Annotated in this window: 24 protein-coding genes; 9 read left to right on the plus strand and 15 right to left on the minus strand. The window is 64.1% G+C overall.

Features of this window, described 5'->3' with window-relative positions:
* The first annotated feature begins 225 nt into the window (after positions 1-225).
* Entirely contained in the window at positions 226-1032 is an 807-nt protein-coding gene (locus ACXJ7R_RS01085; protein WP_457150181.1) for an exodeoxyribonuclease III, read from the plus strand.
* A gap of 66 nt (positions 1033-1098) precedes the next feature.
* Here ACXJ7R_RS01085 and ACXJ7R_RS01090 read toward each other — a convergent pair whose 3' ends face one another.
* Both ACXJ7R_RS01090 and ACXJ7R_RS01095 read right to left on the minus strand, forming a co-directional pair.
* Positions 1099-1554 (minus strand): Crp/Fnr family transcriptional regulator, encoded by a 456-nt coding sequence (locus tag ACXJ7R_RS01090; protein WP_095084055.1) that lies wholly within the window; start codon positions 1552-1554, stop codon positions 1099-1101.
* Between the two features lie 119 nt (positions 1555-1673).
* Positions 1674-2357 carry a response regulator transcription factor gene (locus ACXJ7R_RS01095; protein ID WP_023760937.1) on the minus strand — a complete coding sequence of 228 codons (684 nt, stop codon included), beginning with the start codon at positions 2355-2357 and terminating at the stop codon, positions 1674-1676.
* A 165-nt stretch (positions 2358-2522) separates the two neighbouring features.
* Here ACXJ7R_RS01095 and ACXJ7R_RS01100 point away from each other — a divergent pair, with 165 nt between their 5' ends.
* Positions 2523-3038: a L,D-transpeptidase family protein gene (locus tag ACXJ7R_RS01100; RefSeq protein ID WP_457150182.1), complete on the plus strand. Its 516-nt coding sequence runs from the start codon at positions 2523-2525 to the stop codon at positions 3036-3038.
* 83 nt (positions 3039-3121) lie between these two features.
* On the opposite strand, the gene ACXJ7R_RS01105 is transcribed toward ACXJ7R_RS01100, so the two are convergent.
* A complete protein-coding gene (locus tag ACXJ7R_RS01105) occupies positions 3122-3385 on the minus strand; it encodes a hypothetical protein (protein WP_457150183.1) in 264 nt (87 codons plus the stop codon).
* 130 nt (positions 3386-3515) lie between these two features.
* On the opposite strand from ACXJ7R_RS01105, the gene gcvA reads away from it, so the two are divergent.
* On the plus strand, positions 3516-4436 hold the full coding sequence (gcvA, locus tag ACXJ7R_RS01110) for a transcriptional regulator GcvA (RefSeq protein ID WP_457150184.1): 921 nt from the start codon (positions 3516-3518) through the stop codon (positions 4434-4436).
* Positions 4437-4452: 16 nt separating this feature from the next.
* On the opposite strand, the gene ACXJ7R_RS01115 is transcribed toward gcvA, so the two are convergent.
* From ACXJ7R_RS01115 to tsaD, 6 genes are read right to left on the minus strand one after another with little or no spacing between them, the layout of a single operon-like run.
* Positions 4453-4869, minus strand: a complete 417-nt coding sequence (locus ACXJ7R_RS01115; RefSeq protein ID WP_457150185.1) for a DUF1761 domain-containing protein — start codon at positions 4867-4869, stop codon at positions 4453-4455.
* Positions 4870-4918: 49 nt separating this feature from the next.
* Positions 4919-5518, minus strand: coding sequence for a class I SAM-dependent methyltransferase (locus ACXJ7R_RS01120; protein ID WP_457150215.1), 600 nt, complete (start codon positions 5516-5518; stop codon positions 4919-4921).
* A gap of 53 nt (positions 5519-5571) precedes the next feature.
* Complete coding sequence (locus ACXJ7R_RS01125) at positions 5572-5997, minus strand: EVE domain-containing protein (protein ID WP_095084061.1); 426 nt, start codon at positions 5995-5997, stop codon at positions 5572-5574.
* A 42-nt stretch (positions 5998-6039) separates the two neighbouring features.
* On the minus strand, positions 6040-6336 hold the full coding sequence (locus ACXJ7R_RS01130; protein WP_457150186.1) for a YciI-like protein: 297 nt from the start codon (positions 6334-6336) through the stop codon (positions 6040-6042).
* 36 nt (positions 6337-6372) lie between these two features.
* Complete coding sequence (locus ACXJ7R_RS01135; RefSeq protein WP_457150187.1) at positions 6373-7404, minus strand: NAD(P)H-dependent glycerol-3-phosphate dehydrogenase; 1032 nt, start codon at positions 7402-7404, stop codon at positions 6373-6375.
* A complete protein-coding gene (gene tsaD, locus ACXJ7R_RS01140; RefSeq protein ID WP_457150188.1) occupies positions 7401-8489 on the minus strand; it encodes a tRNA (adenosine(37)-N6)-threonylcarbamoyltransferase complex transferase subunit TsaD in 1089 nt (362 codons plus the stop codon). Before tsaD ends, ACXJ7R_RS01135 begins: the two co-directional genes overlap by 4 nt.
* A gap of 100 nt (positions 8490-8589) precedes the next feature.
* Between tsaD and hemC the strand changes: the two genes are divergently transcribed.
* The 6 genes from hemC to ACXJ7R_RS01170 all read left to right on the plus strand — a co-directional run bounded on the left by hemC (position 8590) and on the right by ACXJ7R_RS01170 (position 14757).
* Positions 8590-9516 carry a hydroxymethylbilane synthase gene (gene hemC, locus ACXJ7R_RS01145; protein WP_457150189.1) on the plus strand — a complete coding sequence of 309 codons (927 nt, stop codon included), beginning with the start codon at positions 8590-8592 and terminating at the stop codon, positions 9514-9516.
* A gap of 1 nt (position 9517) precedes the next feature.
* The gene (locus ACXJ7R_RS01150) at positions 9518-10234 is read left to right on the plus strand and encodes a uroporphyrinogen-III synthase (protein WP_457150190.1); all 717 of its coding nucleotides are present in this window, start codon (positions 9518-9520) and stop codon (positions 10232-10234) included.
* Positions 10235-10345: 111 nt separating this feature from the next.
* Entirely contained in the window at positions 10346-11830 is a 1485-nt protein-coding gene (locus ACXJ7R_RS01155) for a COG4223 family protein (RefSeq protein WP_457150191.1), read from the plus strand.
* Between the two features lie 10 nt (positions 11831-11840).
* Positions 11841-13442, plus strand: a complete 1602-nt coding sequence (locus ACXJ7R_RS01160) for a heme biosynthesis HemY N-terminal domain-containing protein (RefSeq protein WP_457150192.1) — start codon at positions 11841-11843, stop codon at positions 13440-13442.
* Positions 13443-13543: 101 nt separating this feature from the next.
* Positions 13544-14023, plus strand: a complete 480-nt coding sequence (locus ACXJ7R_RS01165) for a tellurite resistance TerB family protein (RefSeq protein WP_095084069.1) — start codon at positions 13544-13546, stop codon at positions 14021-14023.
* Positions 14024-14040: 17 nt separating this feature from the next.
* Positions 14041-14757: a glutamine amidotransferase gene (locus ACXJ7R_RS01170; protein WP_457150193.1), complete on the plus strand. Its 717-nt coding sequence runs from the start codon at positions 14041-14043 to the stop codon at positions 14755-14757.
* A 3-nt stretch (positions 14758-14760) separates the two neighbouring features.
* Here the strand turns inward: ACXJ7R_RS01170 and ACXJ7R_RS01175 are convergent, their stop codons facing one another.
* The 6 genes from ACXJ7R_RS01175 to gnd form a co-directional block, all read right to left on the minus strand.
* On the minus strand, positions 14761-15999 hold the full coding sequence (locus ACXJ7R_RS01175; protein ID WP_457150194.1) for an MFS transporter: 1239 nt from the start codon (positions 15997-15999) through the stop codon (positions 14761-14763).
* Positions 16000-16262: 263 nt separating this feature from the next.
* A complete protein-coding gene (locus ACXJ7R_RS01180) occupies positions 16263-17363 on the minus strand; it encodes an aminotransferase class I/II-fold pyridoxal phosphate-dependent enzyme (RefSeq protein WP_457150195.1) in 1101 nt (366 codons plus the stop codon).
* A 122-nt stretch (positions 17364-17485) separates the two neighbouring features.
* Positions 17486-17947, minus strand: coding sequence for a MucR family transcriptional regulator (locus ACXJ7R_RS01185; RefSeq protein ID WP_095084073.1), 462 nt, complete (start codon positions 17945-17947; stop codon positions 17486-17488).
* A 214-nt stretch (positions 17948-18161) separates the two neighbouring features.
* Positions 18162-18863, minus strand: coding sequence for an ROK family protein (locus tag ACXJ7R_RS01190; RefSeq protein ID WP_457150196.1), 702 nt, complete (start codon positions 18861-18863; stop codon positions 18162-18164).
* Between the two features lie 14 nt (positions 18864-18877).
* Positions 18878-20254: a glucose-6-phosphate dehydrogenase gene (gene zwf, locus ACXJ7R_RS01195; RefSeq protein WP_457150197.1), complete on the minus strand. Its 1377-nt coding sequence runs from the start codon at positions 20252-20254 to the stop codon at positions 18878-18880.
* A gap of 22 nt (positions 20255-20276) precedes the next feature.
* Positions 20277-21290 (minus strand): phosphogluconate dehydrogenase (NAD(+)-dependent, decarboxylating), encoded by a 1014-nt coding sequence (gene gnd, locus ACXJ7R_RS01200; protein ID WP_457150198.1) that lies wholly within the window; start codon positions 21288-21290, stop codon positions 20277-20279.
* Between the last annotated feature and the right edge of the window lie 18 nt (positions 21291-21308).

Raw genomic sequence — 21308 nt, forward strand, 5'->3', positions numbered from 1 at the left:
AAACAAGGAGATAGAGCGGTTCTGCGTTTCCGTGAAACGATGAACCGCCCCAGGACCAATCGCGTCAATAGCTGTGGAAAGCCCTGGGTCGCGCCTCGCTGGGCGGGGGCCGGCTTGTCTTTGCGGCTTGCGGCTGGCAGTTTCCCGGACTGACTCCGTCAAAAGGCGTCTTGCCTGCCATAGCCTGTCGGTTCTGGCTGGCCATACGCTGTCCTGGATTGCCGAATGCCCTTTTCCATTGCCACCTGGAACATCAACTCCGTTCGCCTGCGCATGCCGATCGTCGAACGCCTGCTTGTCGAGCATGCGCCGGATGTGCTCTGCCTGCAGGAGACCAAGGTTCCGGACGAATTGTTTCCCGACAAGGCGTTCCGCAAGCTCGGCTACGAGCACATCGCCTTCCACGGCCAGAAGGGCTACCACGGCGTCGCCACGGTGGCGCGGCGGCCGATCGAGGTGGTCGAAAGGCGCCGCTTCTGCGAGATCGAGGACAGCCGGCACCTGTCGGTGACAGTGCGGGCCGGCGGCAAGGCCATCCTGCTGCACAATTTCTACGTTCCGGCGGGCGGCGACGAACCGGATCCTGTCATCAACAGGAAGTTCAAGCACAAGCTCGATTTCGTCGCCGAGATGAATGCCATCCGTGCCGAGCATGACGAGGTGTCCGGCTCGGTCCTTGTCGGCGACCTCAACATCGCCCCGCTCGAACACGACGTCTGGTCGCACAAGCAGTTGCTCAACGTGGTCAGCCACACGCCGGTCGAAACGGAAAGCTTCGAGGCGATGCGGCTGGCCGGCAACTGGGTCGACCTGATGCGGCTCAATATTCCGCAGGAGCAGAAGCTCTACACCTGGTGGAGCTATCGCGCGCAGGACTGGCAGGCCTCTGACCGTGGCCGGCGGCTCGATCACGTCTGGTCGTCACCAAACCTGGTGGCTGATTTTGCCGGCTACGAGATCCTGCGCCTGGCGCGCGGCTGGGAGCGGCCGTCGGACCATGTGCCGGTCATAGCGCGCTTCGATCTCGATTAGAGCTACGTCGCGGCCAGACCTTACCCCTAAGGTCCTGGCAGCGGGATGACCAGCTCATCGCTGCCGCTAGTCAGAGAAGCGGGGCGCCAGTTCCTCGATACGGCGGATCAGTGTCTGAAATTCCTCGGAGATACGCTGGTGGAGATTCACTGCGATTTCCGGATATTCTTCCAGGATACGGCGGAACATCTTGCGGCTGAGCCGTATCACTTCCGAATCGATTTCGGCCGACGCGCTGGTCAGCCGGTTGCTGTCGGCGATCAATGCGAGTTCGCTCAGGATCGCGCCGGGGCCGACCGAACGTATCGGGATGCGTTCGCCGTTCTGCTCTCGATAGAGCAGGATGCGCCCGCTGACCACGACATAGGCGGAATCGGCCTCGTCGTCCTCGCGGTAAAGCTTGTGATTGGCAAGCAATATTGTGTTCTCGGCGCCGAAGGCGAGCAGACGCAACTGTTCCTGCGTGAAGCCCTCGAAGAGCCTCACGGCGGACAGGATGCGAATGTCGTCATCCAACGCCATCTAGCTGTGTCCCCGAACGGTCAGTCCATTCCCTCCCCTGCGATACGATCCACAACCCCCTCCAACTGGATCGTACCCGAATGCGGTCCCGCCCGGCCGCTGATTGGATAATGAAATGTTTAAGGAACCAGCTTGTAGCCACCGCTTTCTGTCACAAGAATTTCCGCATTGGAAGGATCGCGCTCGATCTTCTGGCGCAGCCGGTAGACGTGGGTTTCCAGCGTGTGCGTGGTGACGCCGGAATTGTAGCCCCACACCTCCTCGAGCAGCACGTCGCGTGTCACTACCTTCTGGTCGGCGCGATAGAGATATTTGATGATCGAGGCCTCCTTCTCCGTCAGCCGCACCTTGCCGCCGCGGGGGTCGATCAGCAGTTTTTGGCTGGGCTTGAAGGTGTAGGGCCCGACCGAGAAGGTGGCGTCTTCGCTCTGCTCATGCTGGCGCAATTGCGCACGGATGCGCGCCAGCAGCACGGCGAAGCGGAACGGCTTCGTCACATAGTCGTTGGCGCCGGCCTCGAGACCAAGGATCGTATCGGAATCGGTGTCGTGGCCGGTCAGCATTATGATGGGCGCCTTGTAGCCGCCCTTGCGCAGGATCTTCACCGCTTCGCGGCCATCCATGTCGGGCAGCCCGACATCCATGATGAGCAGATCTATGAGGCCGCCGCGCGCGGTGGCGACGCCTTTTGCCGCAGTCGATTCCTGCAGCACGTCGAATTCCTCGTAGAGGGACAATTGCTCGACCAGAGTGCCGCGCAGGTCGTCATCGTCGTCGACGATTAGAATGGTGCGTGAAGTCATGGATCAATCCGTTGTTTTGAAAAGAAAATTCAGTTGACCGCTGTCTCTTTATGCGGAAGCTGACCAGCACAACAGCCGATCACAGTGATTTGTTCCGTGGCACGATCATACAAGAAAAAACGCGATAGCAATGCAGCCGGCGCAATTTTGCGAAAAGAGCTGCGCGTGCTGACCGTGCGGGCGAGGCCCGGAAACCCAAGCCAGGGCCTGCTGCAGGCCGGCAGAACGGTGTTTGCGTGTGCGCTGGGGCGGGGCGGCATCTCGGCCGACAAGCGTGAAGGCGACGGCGCCACGCCGCTTGGCCCGATGCGGATCGTGTCGGGCTACTTCCGGGGAGATCAGTTCTCCAGTGGCCGCAAAACCCGTTTGGCGATGACGCCGATCGGGCCTGATCTGGGCTGGTGCGAAGTGCCTGACGACCGCAACTATAACAGGCCGGTCAAGATTCCCTATGGCGCCAGCCACGAACGCATGCGGCGCGACGACCGCCTCTATGACGCCTGCCTGGTGCTAGACTGGAACCTGGCGCCACGCCGGCGCGGGCGCGGCAGCGCCATCTTCTTCCATCTGGCGCGCCCCGGCTTCACGCCGACACAAGGGTGTGTGGCGGTGACCGCGCGCACGATGGCGCGGCTGCTGCCGCTGCTGTCAGATAAGACGGTGATGAGGGTGATGCGGTAAGTAGGGCAGTAGGGCAGTAGGGCAGTAGGGCATGTGTGTCGGTGCTGTCTTAACTCCCCCTTCGGCCGTACTGCCCTATTTCCTTACTCCCCTAATCGCCTGCCTGGCTTCTGCCAGCCGATGTCTAGCAGGCCCAGCCGACCCATTTCCCTGTCCACGGCGCGGGCGACGTTACGGCGCTCGGCGCCGATGTCGCGTAGCTGGCGATCGGAGAGGTTCTCGACGTTCTGGTGGGCTATATCGTAGCGGGCGAGGCGGATGGCGACCCTGGCATGGCGAAACCAGTCAAGCACCGCGCTAAGCCAAGCCGGCGTGGATACCGGCGCATTCAAGACAATGTGGGACATGGCGTGATCCGTTTCATCCGGATATCAAATCCGGTTTGATGGTGTTGCGATGGCAGGATCATGCCGCATTGAAATCTAAATGAGAAACGAGTAGTTCTTTCGAGATCGTCAAGTTTTATTTGAGAATGGCATGTCCCGCCTGCTGCCTGGAACGCGAGCGCTGAGGACGCTGGAAGCCGCCGCCCGGCACCTCAACTTCACGCGTGCCGCCGACGAGCTCGGCCTGACGCCGGCAGCGGTCAGCCATCAGATCAAGGAAATCGAGGATCAACTGGGCATCGTGCTGTTCACCCGCACCAGCCGCACCATCCGGCTGACGGCGGCGGGCACGGTGCTGTTCGAGGCATCGATCGATGCACTCGACCTGCTTGGCCGGGCCGTCTCGCGGGCACGCAAGCTGACCCGCGGCACGACACTGCTGAAGGTAACGCTCGACGCGCAGTTCGCTTCAAAATGGCTGATGCGGCGCGTCGACGATTTTCGAAGGCATCACCCCAATATCGAGCTCAGGTTCGACATCGCCTACGAAGTGCGGGATTTCGACCTCGACGACGTCGATGTCGGCATCCGGTTCGGCGTCGGGAAGTACCCGGGCCTCCGCGCCCATCGCCTGTTCGACAACATCATCATCCCGGTGTGCAGCCCGGGCCTGCTGACGTCCGGTCCGCCGCTGCGCGAGCCGCGTGACCTCTTCAACCACACGCTTGCCCATATCGAATGGGCGCGGCAAGGCGTGACATGGCCGAACTGGCGGATGTGGATGGCGGCGGCCGGCATCAGCGATTTCGACGACAGCCGCACCATCGTGTTCAGGAACTCCACCGATGCCGTTCAGGCGGCGATCGAGGGCAATGCCGTCGCACTCGCCGATTTCGCTATGGTGGCAAACGACCTCTCCGAAGGCAGGCTGGTGCAGCCTTTTGAACTCGGCCTGCGGGTGGGAGCCGAGTTCGCCTATTTCCTGGTTTATCCCGAGAGCACTGCCGACGATCCGCGCATCGCCGCCTTTCGCGAATGGATCCTCGAGGAAGTCGCCAGGACGCAGACCTGACGATCGCGGCAGGTCGTCAGCCTGCCGCCGCGCCGAACCAGCCGATAACCACGCCGATGATCAGCAGCACGCCGAGCCAGTGGCCGCCGTCGATGAGGGTCAGGTCCCAGCCGAAATCCTGGTAGCGGTGGTTGGCCGAGAGCGTCGTGGCGACGAAGCCCAGCCAAAGCACGAAGCCGAAGACAAGTCCGGCTAGCAATGTCGGCTCGCCGCCGGTCATCGCGCCGACCACCAGGGCCATTATGTAGGCCATGACCAGTTCGGCGATGAAGCTGATGACGAAGGGCAGCGGTGATTTCTTCATTGTTGCGGGATCGAGCCTGGCGGCCTTGAGCCACGGCTTGCTCAGGCCCATGTACCAGGCGGCGCCGAACAACCATGCGACGACGGCGGCGGCGATCACCGCCAGCCAGTTCACTGCTTCAAAATCCATGCGTCCCCCTCCAATGCAAATCTGATGGAACGCCTGTTCGGCGAAGGCGTCAAGCAAACCGCCAGACGGTGGTGCGCTTGACCAGTGAATCCTCCAACGCCCGGGTGACGGCCACTTCATAGACCGCAAGCGGTTCCAGTCCCGCCTTCGGCATATACGACCGGCCGGGATCGCCGACGAGGATCTCGGCGCCGCGCGCCTTCAGCGTTGCGAACCAAGGTATCAGCGGGACGGCGAAGGAATTGTCGTAGAAAACATCCCCAGCCAGGATCACGTCCCATCCCGCATCGGTGCCGATGCAATCGGTGCCGAGGAAGTCGATCCCGACATCGTTGGCCTGCGCATTGAGGCGGATGGCGGTCGCACAGAAAGGATCGATGTCGGTTGCGATCATGCCGGCAGCACCGGCCTTGGCCGCGGCAATGGCGACAAGGCCGGAGCCGGAAGCGAAGTCGAGCACACGCTTTCCCCGCACCATAGCCGGATTGTCGATGATGTAGCGGGCAAGGCCCTGGCCGCCGGCCCAGGCGAAGGCCCAGAAGGGCGGCGGCAGGCCGATCTCGACCAGCTCATCCTCCGTCCGCTGCCACAAATCATGCGCCTCATCGGCAAGATGAAGCAGGATTTCCGGCACATGCGGCGGCGCCATCAGCGCCGTGTTGTCGAGGATGAATTGTTTCGCGCTGTCTGGTGTGAGCGCCGTCACGGAGCGGGTGTCAGGCCGCCCATGCGGCAGACTTCCTTCCACTCCGCCGGCGTCACCGGCTGCACGGAAAGCCGCCCGAGCCGCACCAGCGCCATTTCGGCAAGCTTTGGATTGGCCTTGACCTCTTCAAGCGTCGGCGGGTTCGGCACGTCCTTGAAGGCACGGATGTCGACGCATTCCCAGCGCGGGTCGTCGGTCGTGGTGTCGGGATGGGCAAGCGCGCAGACTTCGGCGATGCCAACCACGTTCAGCCCCTCGTTGGAATGGTAGAAGAAGCCGAGATCGCCGATCTGCATGGCCTTCATGTTGTTGCGCGCGGCATAGTTGCGCACGCCATCCCATTGCGTGCCGGCCTTGCCCTTCGCCTTCAGCGCCTCGAAGGAGAAGACCGAGGGTTCGGATTTGAACAGCCAGTAGTTCATTTCTTTTGCTCCTCCTTGGCGTGCGTCCGCCAGCGACCGGAATTAACTAGCCGCCGGCTTGTTGAACGTCCAGTTCCACTGGCGAATTTCGACGCTGTCGAACAGTCCGGCCTTGGCGTACGGGTCGGCGGCCGACAAGGCCTGTGCCCCTGCCAGGTCCGGCGCCTCGACGACGACGAGGCTGCCATTGGGCTTGCCTTCGGCGTCAAGGAAGGGACCGGCGAAAGCCAGTTTCTTGTCGCCGTTCAACCCTTCGAGAAAGGCGATATGCTCGGGACGCGTGTCGAGGCGCACCTGCAGGGTCCCGGGCTTGTCCTTGCAAATCAAAGCAAACAGCATGGTCTTTCTCCTGGTCGTGGGATCGATGTTGTGGGATCAATCGTTGGTTTCGGTCTTCAGCGGCCGGGTCATCAAGGCTGTCACAGCCTGCCGGATGGTGATGGTGCCGTCCAGTATGGCCGCCACGGCGGCAATGATCGGCGCGTCGATGCTTCGCTCGGTGGCGATGCGGGCGGCGATCGCCGCTGTCGGCACGCCTTCTGCCAGCGGCAATCCGGCAAGCGGCTTGCCTTGCCCCAGCGCCAGCCCATAGGCGAAGTTGCGCGACTGGGTCGACGAGCAGGTGAGCAGCAGGTCGCCAAGGCCGGACAGGCCCATCAGCGTTTCGGGCCTGGCGCCGAACGCGGCACCGATGCGCCGCAGTTCGACGAAGCCGCGCGTCACCATGGCGGCCTGGGCACTGGCGCCGAGCCCCGCCCCGGTGACAGCACCTGCGGCAATGGCGAAGACGTTCTTCAAGGCGCCGCCGATCTCGACGCCGATGAGGTCGTCGCTCGAATAGCAGCGCAGATTCTCCGCCGAAAAGCGGGCGGCGAGGTCCGCTGCCAATGCCTCGTCGCGGGCGGCCACGACCACCGCAGTCGGCAGGCCCCGGGCGACATCGGTGGCAAAGCTTGGACCCGATAGAGCGGCGACCGGATTTTGCGGCAGGATCTCGCCGACAATCGCCGACAGCAAGGCGCCGGTGTCGCGCTCGATGCCCTTGGCGCAGAGGACGAGCGGAATATCGGCAGGCACATGGCCTTTCGCGACCGCCAGCGTTGCCCGCAGCGACTGCGCCGGCGTCACCGCCAGCACGCAATCGGCGCCAGTGAGTGCCGCCTTGATGTCGCTCGTCGCGTCGATGCCGGGCGCGATGGCGATGCCGGGCAGATAGCGCGGGTTCTCGCCGCGATCGATCGCCGCGACGGTTTCGGGGTCGCGGGCGAACAACCGCACCGAATGGCCTGCACGCAGCATGGCCAGCGCCAGCGCCGTGCCCCAGGCGCCACCGCCAAGCACGCTGACGCGCCAGCAGCTTTTGCCCGGGTTTTCCTTGTCTTGGCTGTTCATCTCCCGGCCATTCATGCCTTGGCTCCGCGCCGGCCGGAGCCGACCATCGGCGTCGAAATGCTGTCCAGCGGCCAGCGCGAGCGCGGCACGAAGTCGAAGCCGTTTTCCTCCGCCATGCCTTCGCGCAACCGTTCGATGCCGGCCCAGGCGATCATCGCCGCATTGTCGGTGCACAGTTTCAGCGGTGGCGCGACGAAGGTGAAGCCGGCCTCGTCGCACTGCCGCTCCAGCGTAGCCTTGATGGTGCGGTTGGCGGCGACGCCGCCGGCAACCACCAGGGCCGGATTTTTGGTGCCGGGAAACGTCTCGCGAAAGCGCGCCAGCGCACGCGCGACACGGTCGGCCAGCGCATCGGCCACCGCTGCCTGGAACGAAGCGCAGATGTCGGCGACATCCTGGTCGCTCAAGGGCGCGATGGCTGTCGCCGCCTGGCGCACGGCGGTCTTCAGGCCGGAAAAGGAGAAGTCGGGCTGGGCCGAGCCTTTCATCGGACGCGGAAAGGCAAAGCGCGACGCATCCCCGGTTTGGGCGGCCTTCTCGACATTGGGTCCGCCGGGATAGGGCAGGCCGAGCATCTTGGCGGTCTTGTCGAAGGCTTCGCCGAGCGCATCGTCGATGGTGGTTGCCCAGCGCTGATAGTCGCCGACGCCGCGCACGGCGAGGATCTGCGTGTGGCCACCGGAGACCAGGAGCAGCAGATAGGGAAAATCGAGCCCGTCGGTCAGCCTTGCGGTCAAGGCATGGCCTTCGAGGTGGTTGATGGCGATCAGCGGCTTGTTCGCCGCCGCGGCGATCGCCTTGGCGGTCATCAGCCCGACAATCAGCCCGCCGACCAGACCGGGGCCGGCAGTGGCGGCGATCGCGTCGATATCGGCAAGTGCTGTGCCCGAATCGGCAAGGGCTGCCTCGACGATGCCGTCCAGCGCCTCGACATGGGCGCGCGCCGCGATCTCCGGCACGACGCCCCCAAAGGCGGCATGCTCCTCGATCTGGCTGAGCACGATGCTGGACAGAATTTTTGGCGCAGCGTCACCGTCCAGCGCCACGACGCTGGCAGCGGTCTCGTCACAACTCGTCTCAATGCCCAGAACGCGGATCAATTCGTCGCTGTCCCTAGAGATTGTCTGTCGGCGCTTTCCCCATTAGGAGAAAGCCCGGAAAGGCCTCGGTCTGCCCGGGGGTTATCACGGACCGCACGCCATGCAAACAATCTTGAGAATCGGAACACGCGGCAGCCCGCTGGCGCTGGCACAGGCGCATGAAACGCAGGCGCGGCTGATGGCCGCGCATGGCATGCCGGCGGAAGCGTTCGAGATCGTCGTCATCTCGACCAGCGGCGACCGCATCCAGGACCGGCCGCTGTCGGAGGCCGGCGGCAAGGGCCTGTTCACCAAAGAGATCGAGGAGGCATTGCTGGCGGGCCGGATCGACATCGCCGTGCATTCGTCGAAGGACATGCCGACGCAACTCCCCGACGGTCTCGAACTCAGCGCCTTCCTGCCGCGCGAGGACGCGCGCGACGCCTTTATCGGCAAGGCGGCGAAGACCATTGCCGAACTGCCGCATGGAGCGAAAGTCGGCTCGTCATCGCTGCGGCGACAGGCGCTGATCCGCCGGATGCGGCCGGATCTCGACGTAGTGATGTTCCGCGGCAATGTGCAGACGCGCCTGCGCAAGCTTGATGAAGGCTTCGCCGCCGGCACCATCCTGGCCTATGCCGGGCTGAAGCGGCTCGGGCTCGACCACGTCGTCACCGACCTGATGCCGCTCGACATCTTTCCGCCGGCGCCGGGACAGGGCGCGATCTGCATCGAAACCCGCATCGGCGATGGCGACGTCGAAAAGATGCTGGCGGCCATCCACGATGTGCCGACCGGCCAGGCGCTCGCCTGTGAGCGTGCCTTCCTGGCGGCGCTCGATGGTTCCTGTCGCACGCCGATCGCCGGCTATGCGGCRATCGAGGCCGGAGAGCTCTCCTTCGCCGGGTTGATCATCTCGCCCGACGGCACGCAGTCGCACACGGTCGATCTGCAGGGACCGGCGCAGGATGCTTGCCGCATCGGCCAGGAAGCCGCCCGGACCGTGCGGGCCAGGGCCGGCGAAAAGTTCTTCGACGGCTGGCTCTGAAATGCTTCGCGTCCTGGTGACGAGACCGGAACCGGGCGCCTCGCGCACGGCACAGCGGCTTCAGGAGTCAGGGTTCCAGCCGATCCTTCTGCCCTTGACCGAAACGGCGGCGTTGCCGGTCGATGCCGGACTGTTTCCGGGCGATGCCGTCGCGGTGGCCATCACCAGCGCCAATGCCGTGCGGCTTGCTTCCAGGGAGCTCATCGCGGCGCTTGCCGGTCTGCCCTGCCATGCCGTGGGAACAAGGACGGCGGAAGCGGCGCGCAAAGCGGGGTTCTTGTCCGTCAGCGAAGGCCCGGGCGATGCCGAGGCGCTTGCCGACGGTCTTGCCGGTCGTCTCTCGGGGAAGACCATCGTCTATCTCTGCGGACGCGTGCGCTTTCCAGTGTTCGAACACAGGCTGAGAGCAGCAGCCGTCCAGGTCCAAGCCGTCGAGACATATGACACGCTTACGGCGGGTTATTCCGATGAAGCCATCCTCGAGCGCCTGTCCGGCCGACCCGCCGATGCGGTGCTGCTTTATTCAGCCAAGGCCGCCGCCGCGATGCGGATTCTGGCAAGTCGGACCGCTCTGCAAGGACTCTTTGAAAGGACAAGGTTTTTCGCCCTTTCCGCGCGCATCGCGGCAGCGCTTGACGATACCGCCAACGAAAGAATCCGCATAGCCGAGCGGCCCGACGAGCAAACGCTGCTGGCACTTTTGCAGACGCGGCTCTGAGCCGCGTCATCACACCGCCCCTTTTCACCGCTTGGTGATGTGCTAGACCATTTTCTGAACCATCATGCGCCGCCAGGCGTTGAGACGAAGCGAATTGTGCGGAGCCCAAGCATGGTCAAGACGCCGAAGATGCGACACTCGAAAGGCCGCCGCGAGCCGGTGACCATCGATCTCGAGCCCGGCGCGGTCTCGCGCATCGCCGACGAGGACGCCGCCAAGCCCCAGGGCGGCGCCGAAGAGGCGCCGGAGGAGGCCGTCTCGCAGGCCGAGATTCCCGAAGAACCGGTGCATGCCGACCAGACCGATCTCGAGCCCTGGGAGCATGCGGACGCCCAGGCCGAATCGGAACAGCCAGCGGCGACGGCCGCGGAAGCGGCAGCCAAGGGCGCCAGCGAAGCTGAACCTGCCTATCCCGGAGCGTCCGAGGCGCCGGCCAACAAGACCAAAGCCTTCGACTACAATTTCGAGGATGCGTCGGCGAAGCGCTCCCAGGCCGACGACAACAAGGCGAGAACCGAGACACGGGACGACAGAATGGCGCCAACACCACCGGCAAAGCGTAGCGGCCTCAATGGCATTGCCGCCGGCATCATAGGCGGCGTCATCGCGCTGGTCGGCGCGGGTGGCCTGCAATATGCCGGGCTGCTCGGCGCGCCGGGGTCCAGTTCCGGCGTATCGCTCGACGGCGTCAACAGCGAGATCGCCGCGCTGAATCGCGAAATCGCCGGCCTGAAGGAAACGGGCGGCAACACCGACGCGTCGGCCAAGGTCGATGGCCTGTCGTCGGCGCTGGATCAGGTCAAGACCGATGTCGCGGCGCTGAAGTCGGCGGTCGAATCCGGTGGAGCGGGCGACACTGCCGGGCTCGCAGCGCTTGGCGACAAGATCAAGCAGATCGAAACCGCGGTCGCCGCCCTAGGTAAGGCCGGCGGCACGGCACCGGTCGATCTCGGCCCGCTCAACGAAAAACTGGCTGGTCTCGACGCGCAGGCGAAGTCAGCCGGCGAAGCGACGACGGCGCTGGATGGCCGGCTCACTGCGTTGGAGCAGTCGGTGTCGCAGCTTTCCGGCAAGGTCGAAGCGGCGGCGGGACAGCCGAAGATCGCGCTCGCCATCGCCGCGTCGGCGCTCAAGTCCGCGCTCGACCGTGGCGCGCCATTCTCGGCCGAACTCGAAACCTTTGCCGCGATTTCGCCGGATGCGCCGCAACTCGCGACACTGCGCACCTACGCTGAAAAAGGCGTGCCGACCCGCGCCGAGATCGCATCGCAAGCGGATGCCGCGGCCAATGCCATGGTCGCCGCCGCGAGGCCGGTCGATGAGAATGCCGGCTTCCTGCAGAACCTTTTGTCGAGCGCCGAATCGCTGGTCAAGGTCCGGCCGATCGGCGCCGTCGAAGGTGCCGGTGCGCCGGAAACCGTCGCGCGCATAGAAGTAGCGGTCAACCAGGGCGACTATGCCAAGGCGCTCAGCGAGTATGACGCGCTGCCCGAAGCCGTGAAGGCGGCCGGTGCCGACTTTGCCGGCAAACTGAAAGCACGCATCGAGGTCGAAACACAGGTTGACGCGCTGATCTCCGGCGCGATGAAGGCATGAGGGCAACACCATGATCCGCCTCTTGGCCTTCCTCATTGTCGTTTTCGCCCTCGGGCTGGGCTTTGCCTGGCTGGCCGACCGGCCGGGCGACATGGTCGTCACTTTCAGCGGCTACCAATACCAGGTCAGCCTGATGGTGGCGGCAGTGGCCGTCGTTGCCGTCGTCGCCGCGGTGATGATCTTCTGGTGGCTGATCAAGTCGCTGTGGAACAGCCCCTACACCATCTCGCGCTATTTCCGCGTTCGCCGCCGCGACCGTGGCTATCAGGCGCTGTCGACCGGCATGATCGCCGCCGGCGCCGGTGACGGCGCACTGGCTCGCAAGAAAACCAAGGAAGCGGCCAAGCTGATCCGCTCCGACCAGGAGCCGCTGATCCATCTGCTCGAGGCGCAGGCGTCGCTGCTCGAAGGCGATCACGAAGGCGCGCGGCAGAAATTCGAGAGCATGCTCGACGATCCCGAAATGCGGCTGCTCGGCCTGCGCGGGCTCTATCTCGAGGCCGAACGGCTCGGCGACCGCAACGCCGCCAGGCACTATGCCGGCCGCGCCGCCGTGATGGCGCCGCAACTGGCCTGGGCGGCCGAATCGACGCTGGAAGAATTGACCGCGCGCGGCGACTGGGACGGTGCCTTGAAACTGGTCGACGCGCAGAAGTCGACACGGCAGATCGAACGCGATGCCGCCAACCGCCGTCGCGCCGTGCTGTTGACGGCCAAGGCGCAGGCGCTTGCCGGTAGCGATCCGACTGCCGCCAGAACCGCGGCAATCGAGGCCAACCGGCTGCGGCCGGACTTCGCCCCCGCCGCTGTCGCCGCCGCGGCCGCGCTGTTCAAGCAGAACGAAGTGCGCAAGGGCTCGAAAATCCTCGAGACGGCGTGGAGGGCCGAGCCGCATCCTGAGATCGCCGAGCTCTATACCCATGCACGGCCAGGCGATGCGGTGCTCGACCGCCTCAACCGGGCGAAAAAGCTGCAGGAGATGAAGAAGAACCACGCCGAGTCGTCGATGACGGTGGCACGCGCAGCACTTGATGCGCTGGATTTTTCGACTGCCCGCCGCGAGGCCGAGGCAGCGATCAGGATGGACCGCCGCGAGGGTGCCTATCTGCTATTGGCCGACATCGAGGAGGCCGACACCGGCGACCAGGGCAAGGTGCGGCAGCTTCTGTCCAGGGCGGTGCGGGCGCCGCGCGATCCGGCCTGGGTCGCCGATGGCGTCGTTTCGGAGCGGTGGGCGCCGGTATCGCCGGTCACCGGCCGGCTCGACGCCTTCGAGTGGCGCGCGCCGATGGAGCGTCTCGGCCAGCTGATCGACAACCATGATGATGCAGCGGCCGCCCCCGTTCCGGTCATCGAAGCGCTGGCAAAGCCGGTGAGCGAGAGGCCGGTCGAGGTGATCGATGACGCCGGCGGCGATATTTCGACGGGCAAGCAGGCTGAAAGCCGCGAGGAAGATCACGTCCGGCCGATTACGGCCGCCGCCTTCGCCGAGGTGCCGACCAACGCGGAAGCGGTCGAGCCGGCCGAGGAGCATGCGCGGCTGCCGGATGATCCCGGCGTCGATCCGGGCGAGGAAGCGGAAAAATCGCCGCGTCGGTTTCGGTTGTTTTGAGTTGGGCCGGCCGTGAGGGCCCTGTAACCCAAGCAGATAGAGCATGATGTCGTCCGAAAACCGCTTCACACTTTTCGGCATCATGCTCTAAGGAATAGGATATGTTTGAACGCGTTCTGTCATTTCTGAGGGATTTGCCGGCCGGCGCCGGCACGCATGCGAGCAGCGACGATCCGCGCGTTGCGGCTTCGGCGCTCCTCTATCACGTCATGAATGCCGATGGCGTGCGCCAGGATGTCGAGTGGGAGCGGTTCAAGGCGGTGCTGGCCCAGAGCTACTCGATCAGCGGCGCCGAGCTCGAAGCGCTCGCCGCCGCCGGCGAGCGGGCCGACAATGAGGCGATCGATCTCTATGCCTTCACCAGTGTCTTGAAGCGCCATCTCGATGCTGAGGCGCGCAAGGCCTTCATCGGCCTGATGTGGGAGATCGTCTACGCCGATGGCGAGCTGCACGAGCTGGAGGACAACACGGTCTGGCGCGTCGCCGAGCTGATCGGCGTCGAACGCCGCGACCGCATCGAGGCACGTCGCAAGGCGGCGGAGCAGGCACCCGGCGCCACCGGAACATCGAGCGACGAATAGACGGATTTCGCCTGCCCATGCCGCGCCAAACGAGTTCGAAGCCAAAAATCCTGATCGTGCTGCATCAGGAGAATTCGAGCCCCGGACGTGTCGGCCACATGCTCCTGGAAGAAGGCTTCGAGCTCGACATCCGTCGCCCGCCGCTCGGCGATACGCTGCCGGAAACGCTGGACGGCCACGCCGGCACGGTGGTGTTCGGTGGACCGATGAGCGCCAATGACGAGGACGAGTTCGTCCGCCGCGAGACTGCCTGGCTGGAAGTACCGCTCAAGGAGAACCGGCCGTTCCTAGGCATCTGCCTTGGTGCGCAGATGCTGGTCAACCATCTCGGCGGCAAGGTCGAAGGTCACGGCGAAGGATTGGTCGAGATCGGCTGGTATCCGCTGAAGGCGACCGAAGCCGGCAAGACCCTGATGCATTGGCCGGAGATGGTCTATCAGTTCCACCGCGAGGGTTTTTCGCTGCCCAGGGACGCGACGCTGCTGGCGACGGCCGAGACCTATCCCAACCAGGCCTTCCGCTATGGCGACAATGCCTGGGGCATCCAGTTCCATGGCGAGTTGACCAGGGCGATGATGCAGCGTTGGGTGGTGCGCGGCGCGCATCGCTTCGAGTTGCCCGGGGCGCAGCCCGGCCGCGATCATCTCGGCGGCCGGCTGATCTGGGACATGCATCTCAAGCGCTGGCTGGATGAATTCCTGCGCACGATCTTCGGCAAACCGGCGCTGCGATAGACGTCAGTTTCGCCCGTTGAGGTGGCGCACCTTGCGCAGTTGCGGGAACAGCACGATCCACAGCCCGGCGACCGCGATCGCGCCGACGCCGCCGACCACGACGGCCGGAACCGTGCCGATCAACGCCGCCATCGTGCCGGCGCGGAATTCGCCGACCTCGTTGGAGGCGCCGACGAAGACCTGGTTCACGGCATTGACTCGGCCGCGCACATGGTCGGGCGTCCACAGCTGGATCAAAGTCTCCCTGATGTAGACGCTGAACATGTCGGTAGCGCCAAGGAAGGCGAGCGCTGCGATCGACAGCCAGGTGATGGTCGACAGGCCGAACAGCACGGTGAAGGCACCGAACGCCGCAACGAAGCCGAGCATGATCAGCCCCGCATGGTTGCGGATTGGGTGGCCGGCCAGCCAGATGGCGACGCAGATGGCGCCCACGCCCGGCGCCGAGCGCAGCAGGCCTAGGCCCCAGGGGCCGAGCTGGAGGATGTCGCGCGCATAGATCGGCAGCAGTGCCGAGGCGCCCGACAAAAGCACGGCGAACAGATCGAGCGAGATGGCGCCCAGCACGATCTTCTCGCTCCAGATATAGCTGAACCCACCGAACAGGTTCTGCAGCGTCGGCTTCTCGGTCTCGGTGCGTTGCGAAGGCTTCGGGATGGTGAAGATCAGCAACCCGGACGCAAGCATAAGCACGGCGGCGGTGCCATAGGCGACTTCCGCCGACACGCCGTAGAGCAGGCCGCCGGCGACCGGGCCGACGATGGTCGCCGTCTGCCAGGCCGACGAGTTCCAGGCGATGGCGTTGGCGAAATCCTCAGGTGGCACGAGATTGGCGAACAGCGAGGCCGAGGCCGGCCCGAAAAAGGCGCGGGCGACGCCGAACATGGCAAGCACGACGAAGATCGGCAGCGGTCCGCTGATGCCATGCAGGGTCAGGAACAGCAGGGTCAGCGCGCAGATCGCCTCCATCACCACCGCCAGCGCCATGATCAGGCGGCGGCCGAAGCGGTCGGCGACGACACCGGTGACCAACACCAGCAGCAGCGACGGCAGGAACTGGACGATGCCGACCAGGCCGAGATCGAGAGGATCCCTCGTCAGGTCATACATCTGCCAGCCGACCGCGACCGACACGATCATGGTGGCGAAGGTGGTGAGGAAACGCGCCGCCCAATAGCTCAGGAAGGAGCGGTGGCGGAACGCGGCATAGCGCTGGTCCGGCGAGGTTTGTGCGGCAGTCATGGATCGAGGCCCCGTTGCGATGGCATTGGAGCGACGTGCGTCCAATCGGACGCACAAAGTACGCTCCAACACTTTGGTTTTCGCATCGTGCTTTCCGAAAATCGGAACCGATTTTCGGGCCGATGCGATGGCCGGCGGGGCACTTCCCGGATGGGCGCTGTTCCGGCCAAGGGAATTTCTAACAAAGTTCGCAGCGCGATGTGCGCCAAAATCAGCGCTGGATCAACGAAATTTCGCCCTGTTCCGTTGATTGCATGGGGACATTATTGCCTGAGCGCCGCGGAGATGGCGTCGAGGCCGCTCCTCAACTCGGCTTCCGTCGGCCAGCCAAAACCGACGCGGAAGAAGCGCTTCGGCATTTCGAACCAATGGCCGGGTCCGACATAGGCGCCATGGTTTTCCAGCAGGTTCACATAGAACCGATCGAGGTCGAAGTCGGGGTCGACGTTCAGGCGCGGGAAGCCGACGACACCGCCTTCAGGGCGCACCCAGTCGACCAGCGGCTCGCGGTCGATCCAGGCCTGGACGATGTCGCGGCGCCTGGCCATTTCTGGCAGCAGCGTCGCCAGGAACACGTCCCGCCGCTCCAGCATGCCGCGCGCGATGCCTTCGTCGATGACGCTGCCGCAGATGCCGATCTGCTCCTTGGCGGCGAGGAATTTCTCCTGAAGTTCCGCATCCCTGGTGATCAGCCAACCGATGCGGATGCCGGGAATGCCGAAGGCCTTGGACAGCGACGAGACGCTGATCGCCTTCGGGCTCAGCGATGCCGCGGACGGCAGGCGCTTGCCATAGGAGAGGTCGCGATAGGTTTCGTCGACCAGCAGATGGCAGTCCCTGCTTTCGGCGAGCGCGACCAGGGCGTCGAGGTCGGCGCGGCTCATCATCGTGCCGGTCGGGTTGTGCGGGCAGGTGACGCTGATCAGCCTGGTGTTCGGCCGTATCGCCGCCGCGACCTGGCCGACATCGATGGCGAAGCCGTCCTCGAAGGCCAGGTCGACAAAGCTGATGGCGCAGCCGATCGCCCTTGGGGTCTCGATGTTGGTGGCGTAGTTGGGTCTGATGACGACCAGATGATCACTCTGCGACAACAGCGAGGTCGAGATGATGAACAGGGCGCCAGCAGCACCAGCGGTGACCAGCACATCGTCGGGCAAGACGCCGGCGTCCTGTGCGGCGATCAGCGCGCGCAATTCCTTGTCGCCGCGATGCTCGCCGTAGAAGAGCGTGAGATCGGGCAAGGATAGGCCGATATCGGAGAGTTTCTGGTCGGCGATCGAACTTTCGGAAAGATTGTAGCGGATCCGGTCGTAGCCGTACTCTTCCGGCGCCTCTTTCTCGATCACCATCCTGGTGTAGTTCATGGCTTCCCCCAAAAGACCCCGTTCGGTTCATCCAAGCCACAAAAACATGAAGCCTGCCAAGGCGGATTCGCCGGCAGGCTTCTGTTCCAGTCGTCCTAAGTGTTGGCTCAGGACCGAATTGCTCAGGCCGAGGCCTTCTTCCTGCCCCTGCCCTTGGCGGGCACGACTTCGGCGGCCTTGCGGCCGAGGCCGATCGACTTCGCCAGCAGCGAACGCGAAGCGGCATAGTTGGGGGCGACCATGGGATAGTCAGCCGGCAAGCCCCATTTGGCGCGATAGGCGTCCGGCGTCAGGCCGAAATGGACGCCGAGGTGACGTTTCAGGGATTTGAACTTCTTGCCGTCCTCGAGGCAGATGATGAAATCCGGTGTCACCGATTTCCTGGGGTTGACCGCCGGGACCAGCGGAGCTGCCACCGGGACCACCGGCTGGCCGAGCCCGCTTATCGAAGTGCTGACGCTGGCGATGAGATCGGCGAGACCAGAAGCGGGCAGGCGGTTCTTCTCGACGTAAGCGGACACGATGTGAGCGGTCAGCTCGAGCAGGTCGATGTCTTTACGGGCGCTGTCGTTATCGTCGGTCAATCTATTTCTCCGTCTAAAGCGAATGACCTGAAAATCGGATTCGATTCCCGGAAAGGATCATGCGCAAAATCAAAATGCTACGGCGTCCTTTGTGCATCCACGGGACGGCAGMGTTGTTGTGGCGCGGGATTCCTAGTCGGCAAATCTGCGCAGCGCAATGACTTGATGCCGCGGCACACGTTATTTTGAACAACTATATTAAACAATAACAATATCAGACTATCAGCGCTTTGTCGCGCCACAAACGAAATCCGCCTTCAAAGGCGCGTGTGTTGTCGCCGCGCCGGCTGTCGGCGGGCAATTCATCGAGCTTGTCGACATTGCCGCCGCCAATGACGACGTAGTCAGGCTGCATGGCGGCGCGGAGCCGGTCGACGACGTCGAAGACATATTTGCGCCATCTCTTCTTGCCGCGCTTTTCCAAGCCGCGTTCGCCGACATAGTCCTCGAAGCTCTTGCCCTTCTTGTAGGGAAGATGGGCGAGTTCCATCGGCTGGGCGACGTTGTCGACGATCATCGCGGCACCGAAACCGGTTCCCAACCCGATGAACAGCATGCGGCCGCCTTCATAACTGCCGATGGCCTGCATCAGCGCGTCGTTGACCACCTTCACAGGCTTGCCGAATTGCGCGGCGAAATCGTAGCCTGCCCAACCCTTGCCGAGATTGGCAGGGTCGGTGAGCGGCCTGTTGTGGGTGACCGGGCCGGGGTAGCCCATCGAGACGACGTCGTAGGACAAGCCCTCGGCTAGCTTCTTTACCGTATTGGTCATCTGCTGCGGCGTCAGGCCGGGCCCGGAGTCGGCGCGCCGCTCCACGCCGCCGGCGCTGCTGAGAATCTTGACATGCGAGCCGCCAATATCGATCGCAAGCACGATCTTCTCAGCCGATGCCGGTTGTTTCACCGCTTTGGCCATTGCGCCACCTCCACTCACTTTACCGGATCGATCCAGCCATTGGGCGGCCCGAACCCGGCCATCGCGTCCGCCGGACCCCATGTAAGCGGTTCATAGACGTGCGGCGGCGTGGTGTCGCCGAGCACCGGGCCGACGATGCGCCAGGCCATTTCGCTGGCGTCCTGGCGGGTGAACAGCTGGCCGTTGCCGTTCATGGCATCGCCGATCAGCCGCTCATAGGGCGGCATGTCGCTCTTGCTGTCGTCGAGCGCCGTCAGCTCGACCTGTTCGCCGATCATGTCGTCGCCCGCCGCCTTGCGCTGGGCGCCGATGGCGATCACCACTTGCGGATCGATGCGGAAGCGAACGTAGTTCTGGTCGGCCGGCTTGATCGGATCGAAGACGTCGAGCGGCGGCCGCTTCAGCCGCACCACCACTTCGGTGACATGCACCGGCATGTTCTTGCCGGCGCGGATGAAGAACGGCACATCCTGCCAGCGCCAGGTGTCGACGAAGAAACGCACCGCGGCAAAGGTCTCGACCGGTGAGTTCGGTGCCACGCCGGGTTCGGCGAGATAGCCGGTGAACTGACCGCGCACGACATCGTCTTTCGTCAAGGTGCGGATCGCCCGCAGCACCTGCACCTTCTCGTCGATCAAATCGTCGGCCGAACGGCCGACGGGTGGCTCCATGGCAAGCAGCAGCAGGATGTTGAGCAGATGGTTCTCGATGACGTCCCTGATGCAGCCGACATTGTCATAGAAGCGGCCACGCCCCTCGACGCCGAAATCCTCGGCCATGGTGATCTGCACGCTCTCGACGAAGTTGCGGTTCCAGATCGGCTCCAGAAAGGAATTGGCGAAGCGGAAATAGAGCAGGTTCTGGATCGCTTCCTTGCCGAGATAATGGTCGATGCGGAAGATCGATTGTTCGTCGAAAACCAGATGCAGGACCCGGTTCAGCCAGCGCGCCGACTGCAGGTCGTGGCCGAAGGGCTTTTCCACCATCAGCCGTGCGCCACGAGCCGTGCCCGATTGCTCCAGTCCCTGGACGACGGTCTCGAACATGGTCGGCGGCACCGCCATGTAGTGCAGCGGCCGCTGGGCGGTGCCGAGCGCAGTTTTGAGTTTCTCGAACGTCGCCGGATCGCGGTAGTCGCCACTGACATAGCGCAGCAGGGAGGCGAACTTGGCGAACAATTTTTCGTCGATCTTGCCGAGTGCATTGACGATGCCGTCGTGGGCGCGCGCCTGCAATTGCTTGAGATCCCAGGCGTCGAACGCCACGCCGATCACCGGTTCGGTGAGCGTGMCCTTGGCCACCATCTGGTAAAGGGCTGGAAATATCTTCTTGTGGGCGAGGTCGCCGGTGGCTCCGAAGAGCACCAGCGTGTCGGACCGTTCCGGGCTCATCGGCGTGTCTCCCCTGCCGCCGTCACGAGCCGGACTTCGGCTTCTCGACATGGCCGCCAAAGGCATAACGCATTGCCGAGAGCAGCTTGTCGGAGAATTCGGACTCGCCTTGCGAGGAGAAGCGGTCGAACAGCGCCGAGGACAGAACCGGCGCCGGCACGCCGGTGTCGATCGCCGCCTTCAGCGTCCAGCGGCCTTCGCCGGAATCCGAGACGCGGCCGCCGAAATTCGCCAGGCCCGGATCATTCTTCAGTGCGCCCGCGGTGAGATCAAGCAACCAGGAGCCGATGACGCTGCCATGCCGCCAAACCTCGGCCACCTGAGGGAGGTCGACGTCGAACTGGTAGTATTGCGGGTTTTCCAGGGGGCTGGTCTCGGCGTCCGCCGTTCGTTGCCGCTTGCCGGCATTGGCCGACTTCAGGATATTCATGCCTTCTGCATAGGCGGCCATCACGCCATATTCGATGCCGTTGTGCACCATCTTGACGAAGTGGCCGGCACCGCTCGGCCCGCAATGCAGATAGCCAAAGGGTGCGGTCCCGGCATCCTTGGGCGGATTGGAGCCGGCATCGGCACCGGGCGCCAGCGTGGCAAAGATCGAATCAAGGTGCTGCAYCGCCACGTCGGGACCGCCGATCATCAGGCAATAGCCACGCTCAAGGCCCCAGACACCGCCGCTGGTTCCGACATCGACAAGATGGATACCCTTGGCAGCCAGTTTCGCGGCCTGGTCGACGGCGTCGTGATAGTAGGAATTGCCGCCGTCGATGATGATGTCGCCGGGTTCCATCAGGGCGGCCACCTGATCGATGATCTTGCCGGTGATCGCCGCCGGCAGCATCAGCCACACACAGCGCGGCTTGACCAGCTTGCCGACGAATTCTTCCATGGATGCCGTTCCTGAGGCGCCGTCGGTCACCAGAGCCGCGACGCTGGCCGGGTTGATGTCGTAGACGACGCATTCGTGGCCGTCGCGCATCAGGCGCCGGACCATGTTGGCGCCCATCCGGCCCAATCCCATCATTCCGATCTGCATGGTTTCGTCCCTGTTTCC

Source organism: Mesorhizobium sp. P5_C1, assembly GCF_054049815.1.

Coding starts and splice junctions, on each gene's coding strand:
- ACXJ7R_RS01085 (WP_457150181.1), top strand. CDS start 226: ATGCCCTTTTCCATTGCCACCTGGAACATCAACTCCGTTCGCCTGCGC.
- ACXJ7R_RS01090 (WP_095084055.1), bottom strand. CDS start 1,554: ATGGCGTTGGATGACGACATTCGCATCCTGTCCGCCGTGAGGCTCTTC.
- ACXJ7R_RS01095 (WP_023760937.1), bottom strand. CDS start 2,357: ATGACTTCACGCACCATTCTAATCGTCGACGACGATGACGACCTGCGC.
- ACXJ7R_RS01105 (WP_457150183.1), bottom strand. CDS start 3,385: ATGTCCCACATTGTCTTGAATGCGCCGGTATCCACGCCGGCTTGGCTT.
- gcvA (WP_457150184.1), top strand. CDS start 3,516: ATGTCCCGCCTGCTGCCTGGAACGCGAGCGCTGAGGACGCTGGAAGCC.
- ACXJ7R_RS01115 (WP_457150185.1), bottom strand. CDS start 4,869: ATGGATTTTGAAGCAGTGAACTGGCTGGCGGTGATCGCCGCCGCCGTC.
- ACXJ7R_RS01120 (WP_457150215.1), bottom strand. CDS start 5,518: ATGGCGCCGCCGCATGTGCCGGAAATCCTGCTTCATCTTGCCGATGAG.
- ACXJ7R_RS01125 (WP_095084061.1), bottom strand. CDS start 5,997: ATGAACTACTGGCTGTTCAAATCCGAACCCTCGGTCTTCTCCTTCGAG.
- ACXJ7R_RS01130 (WP_457150186.1), bottom strand. CDS start 6,336: ATGCTGTTTGCTTTGATTTGCAAGGACAAGCCCGGGACCCTGCAGGTG.
- ACXJ7R_RS01135 (WP_457150187.1), bottom strand. CDS start 7,404: ATGAATGGCCGGGAGATGAACAGCCAAGACAAGGAAAACCCGGGCAAA.
- ACXJ7R_RS01150 (WP_457150190.1), top strand. CDS start 9,518: ATGCTTCGCGTCCTGGTGACGAGACCGGAACCGGGCGCCTCGCGCACG.
- ACXJ7R_RS01155 (WP_457150191.1), top strand. CDS start 10,346: ATGGTCAAGACGCCGAAGATGCGACACTCGAAAGGCCGCCGCGAGCCG.
- ACXJ7R_RS01160 (WP_457150192.1), top strand. CDS start 11,841: ATGATCCGCCTCTTGGCCTTCCTCATTGTCGTTTTCGCCCTCGGGCTG.
- ACXJ7R_RS01165 (WP_095084069.1), top strand. CDS start 13,544: ATGTTTGAACGCGTTCTGTCATTTCTGAGGGATTTGCCGGCCGGCGCC.
- ACXJ7R_RS01170 (WP_457150193.1), top strand. CDS start 14,041: ATGCCGCGCCAAACGAGTTCGAAGCCAAAAATCCTGATCGTGCTGCAT.
- ACXJ7R_RS01175 (WP_457150194.1), bottom strand. CDS start 15,999: ATGACTGCCGCACAAACCTCGCCGGACCAGCGCTATGCCGCGTTCCGC.
- ACXJ7R_RS01180 (WP_457150195.1), bottom strand. CDS start 17,363: ATGAACTACACCAGGATGGTGATCGAGAAAGAGGCGCCGGAAGAGTAC.
- ACXJ7R_RS01190 (WP_457150196.1), bottom strand. CDS start 18,863: ATGGCCAAAGCGGTGAAACAACCGGCATCGGCTGAGAAGATCGTGCTT.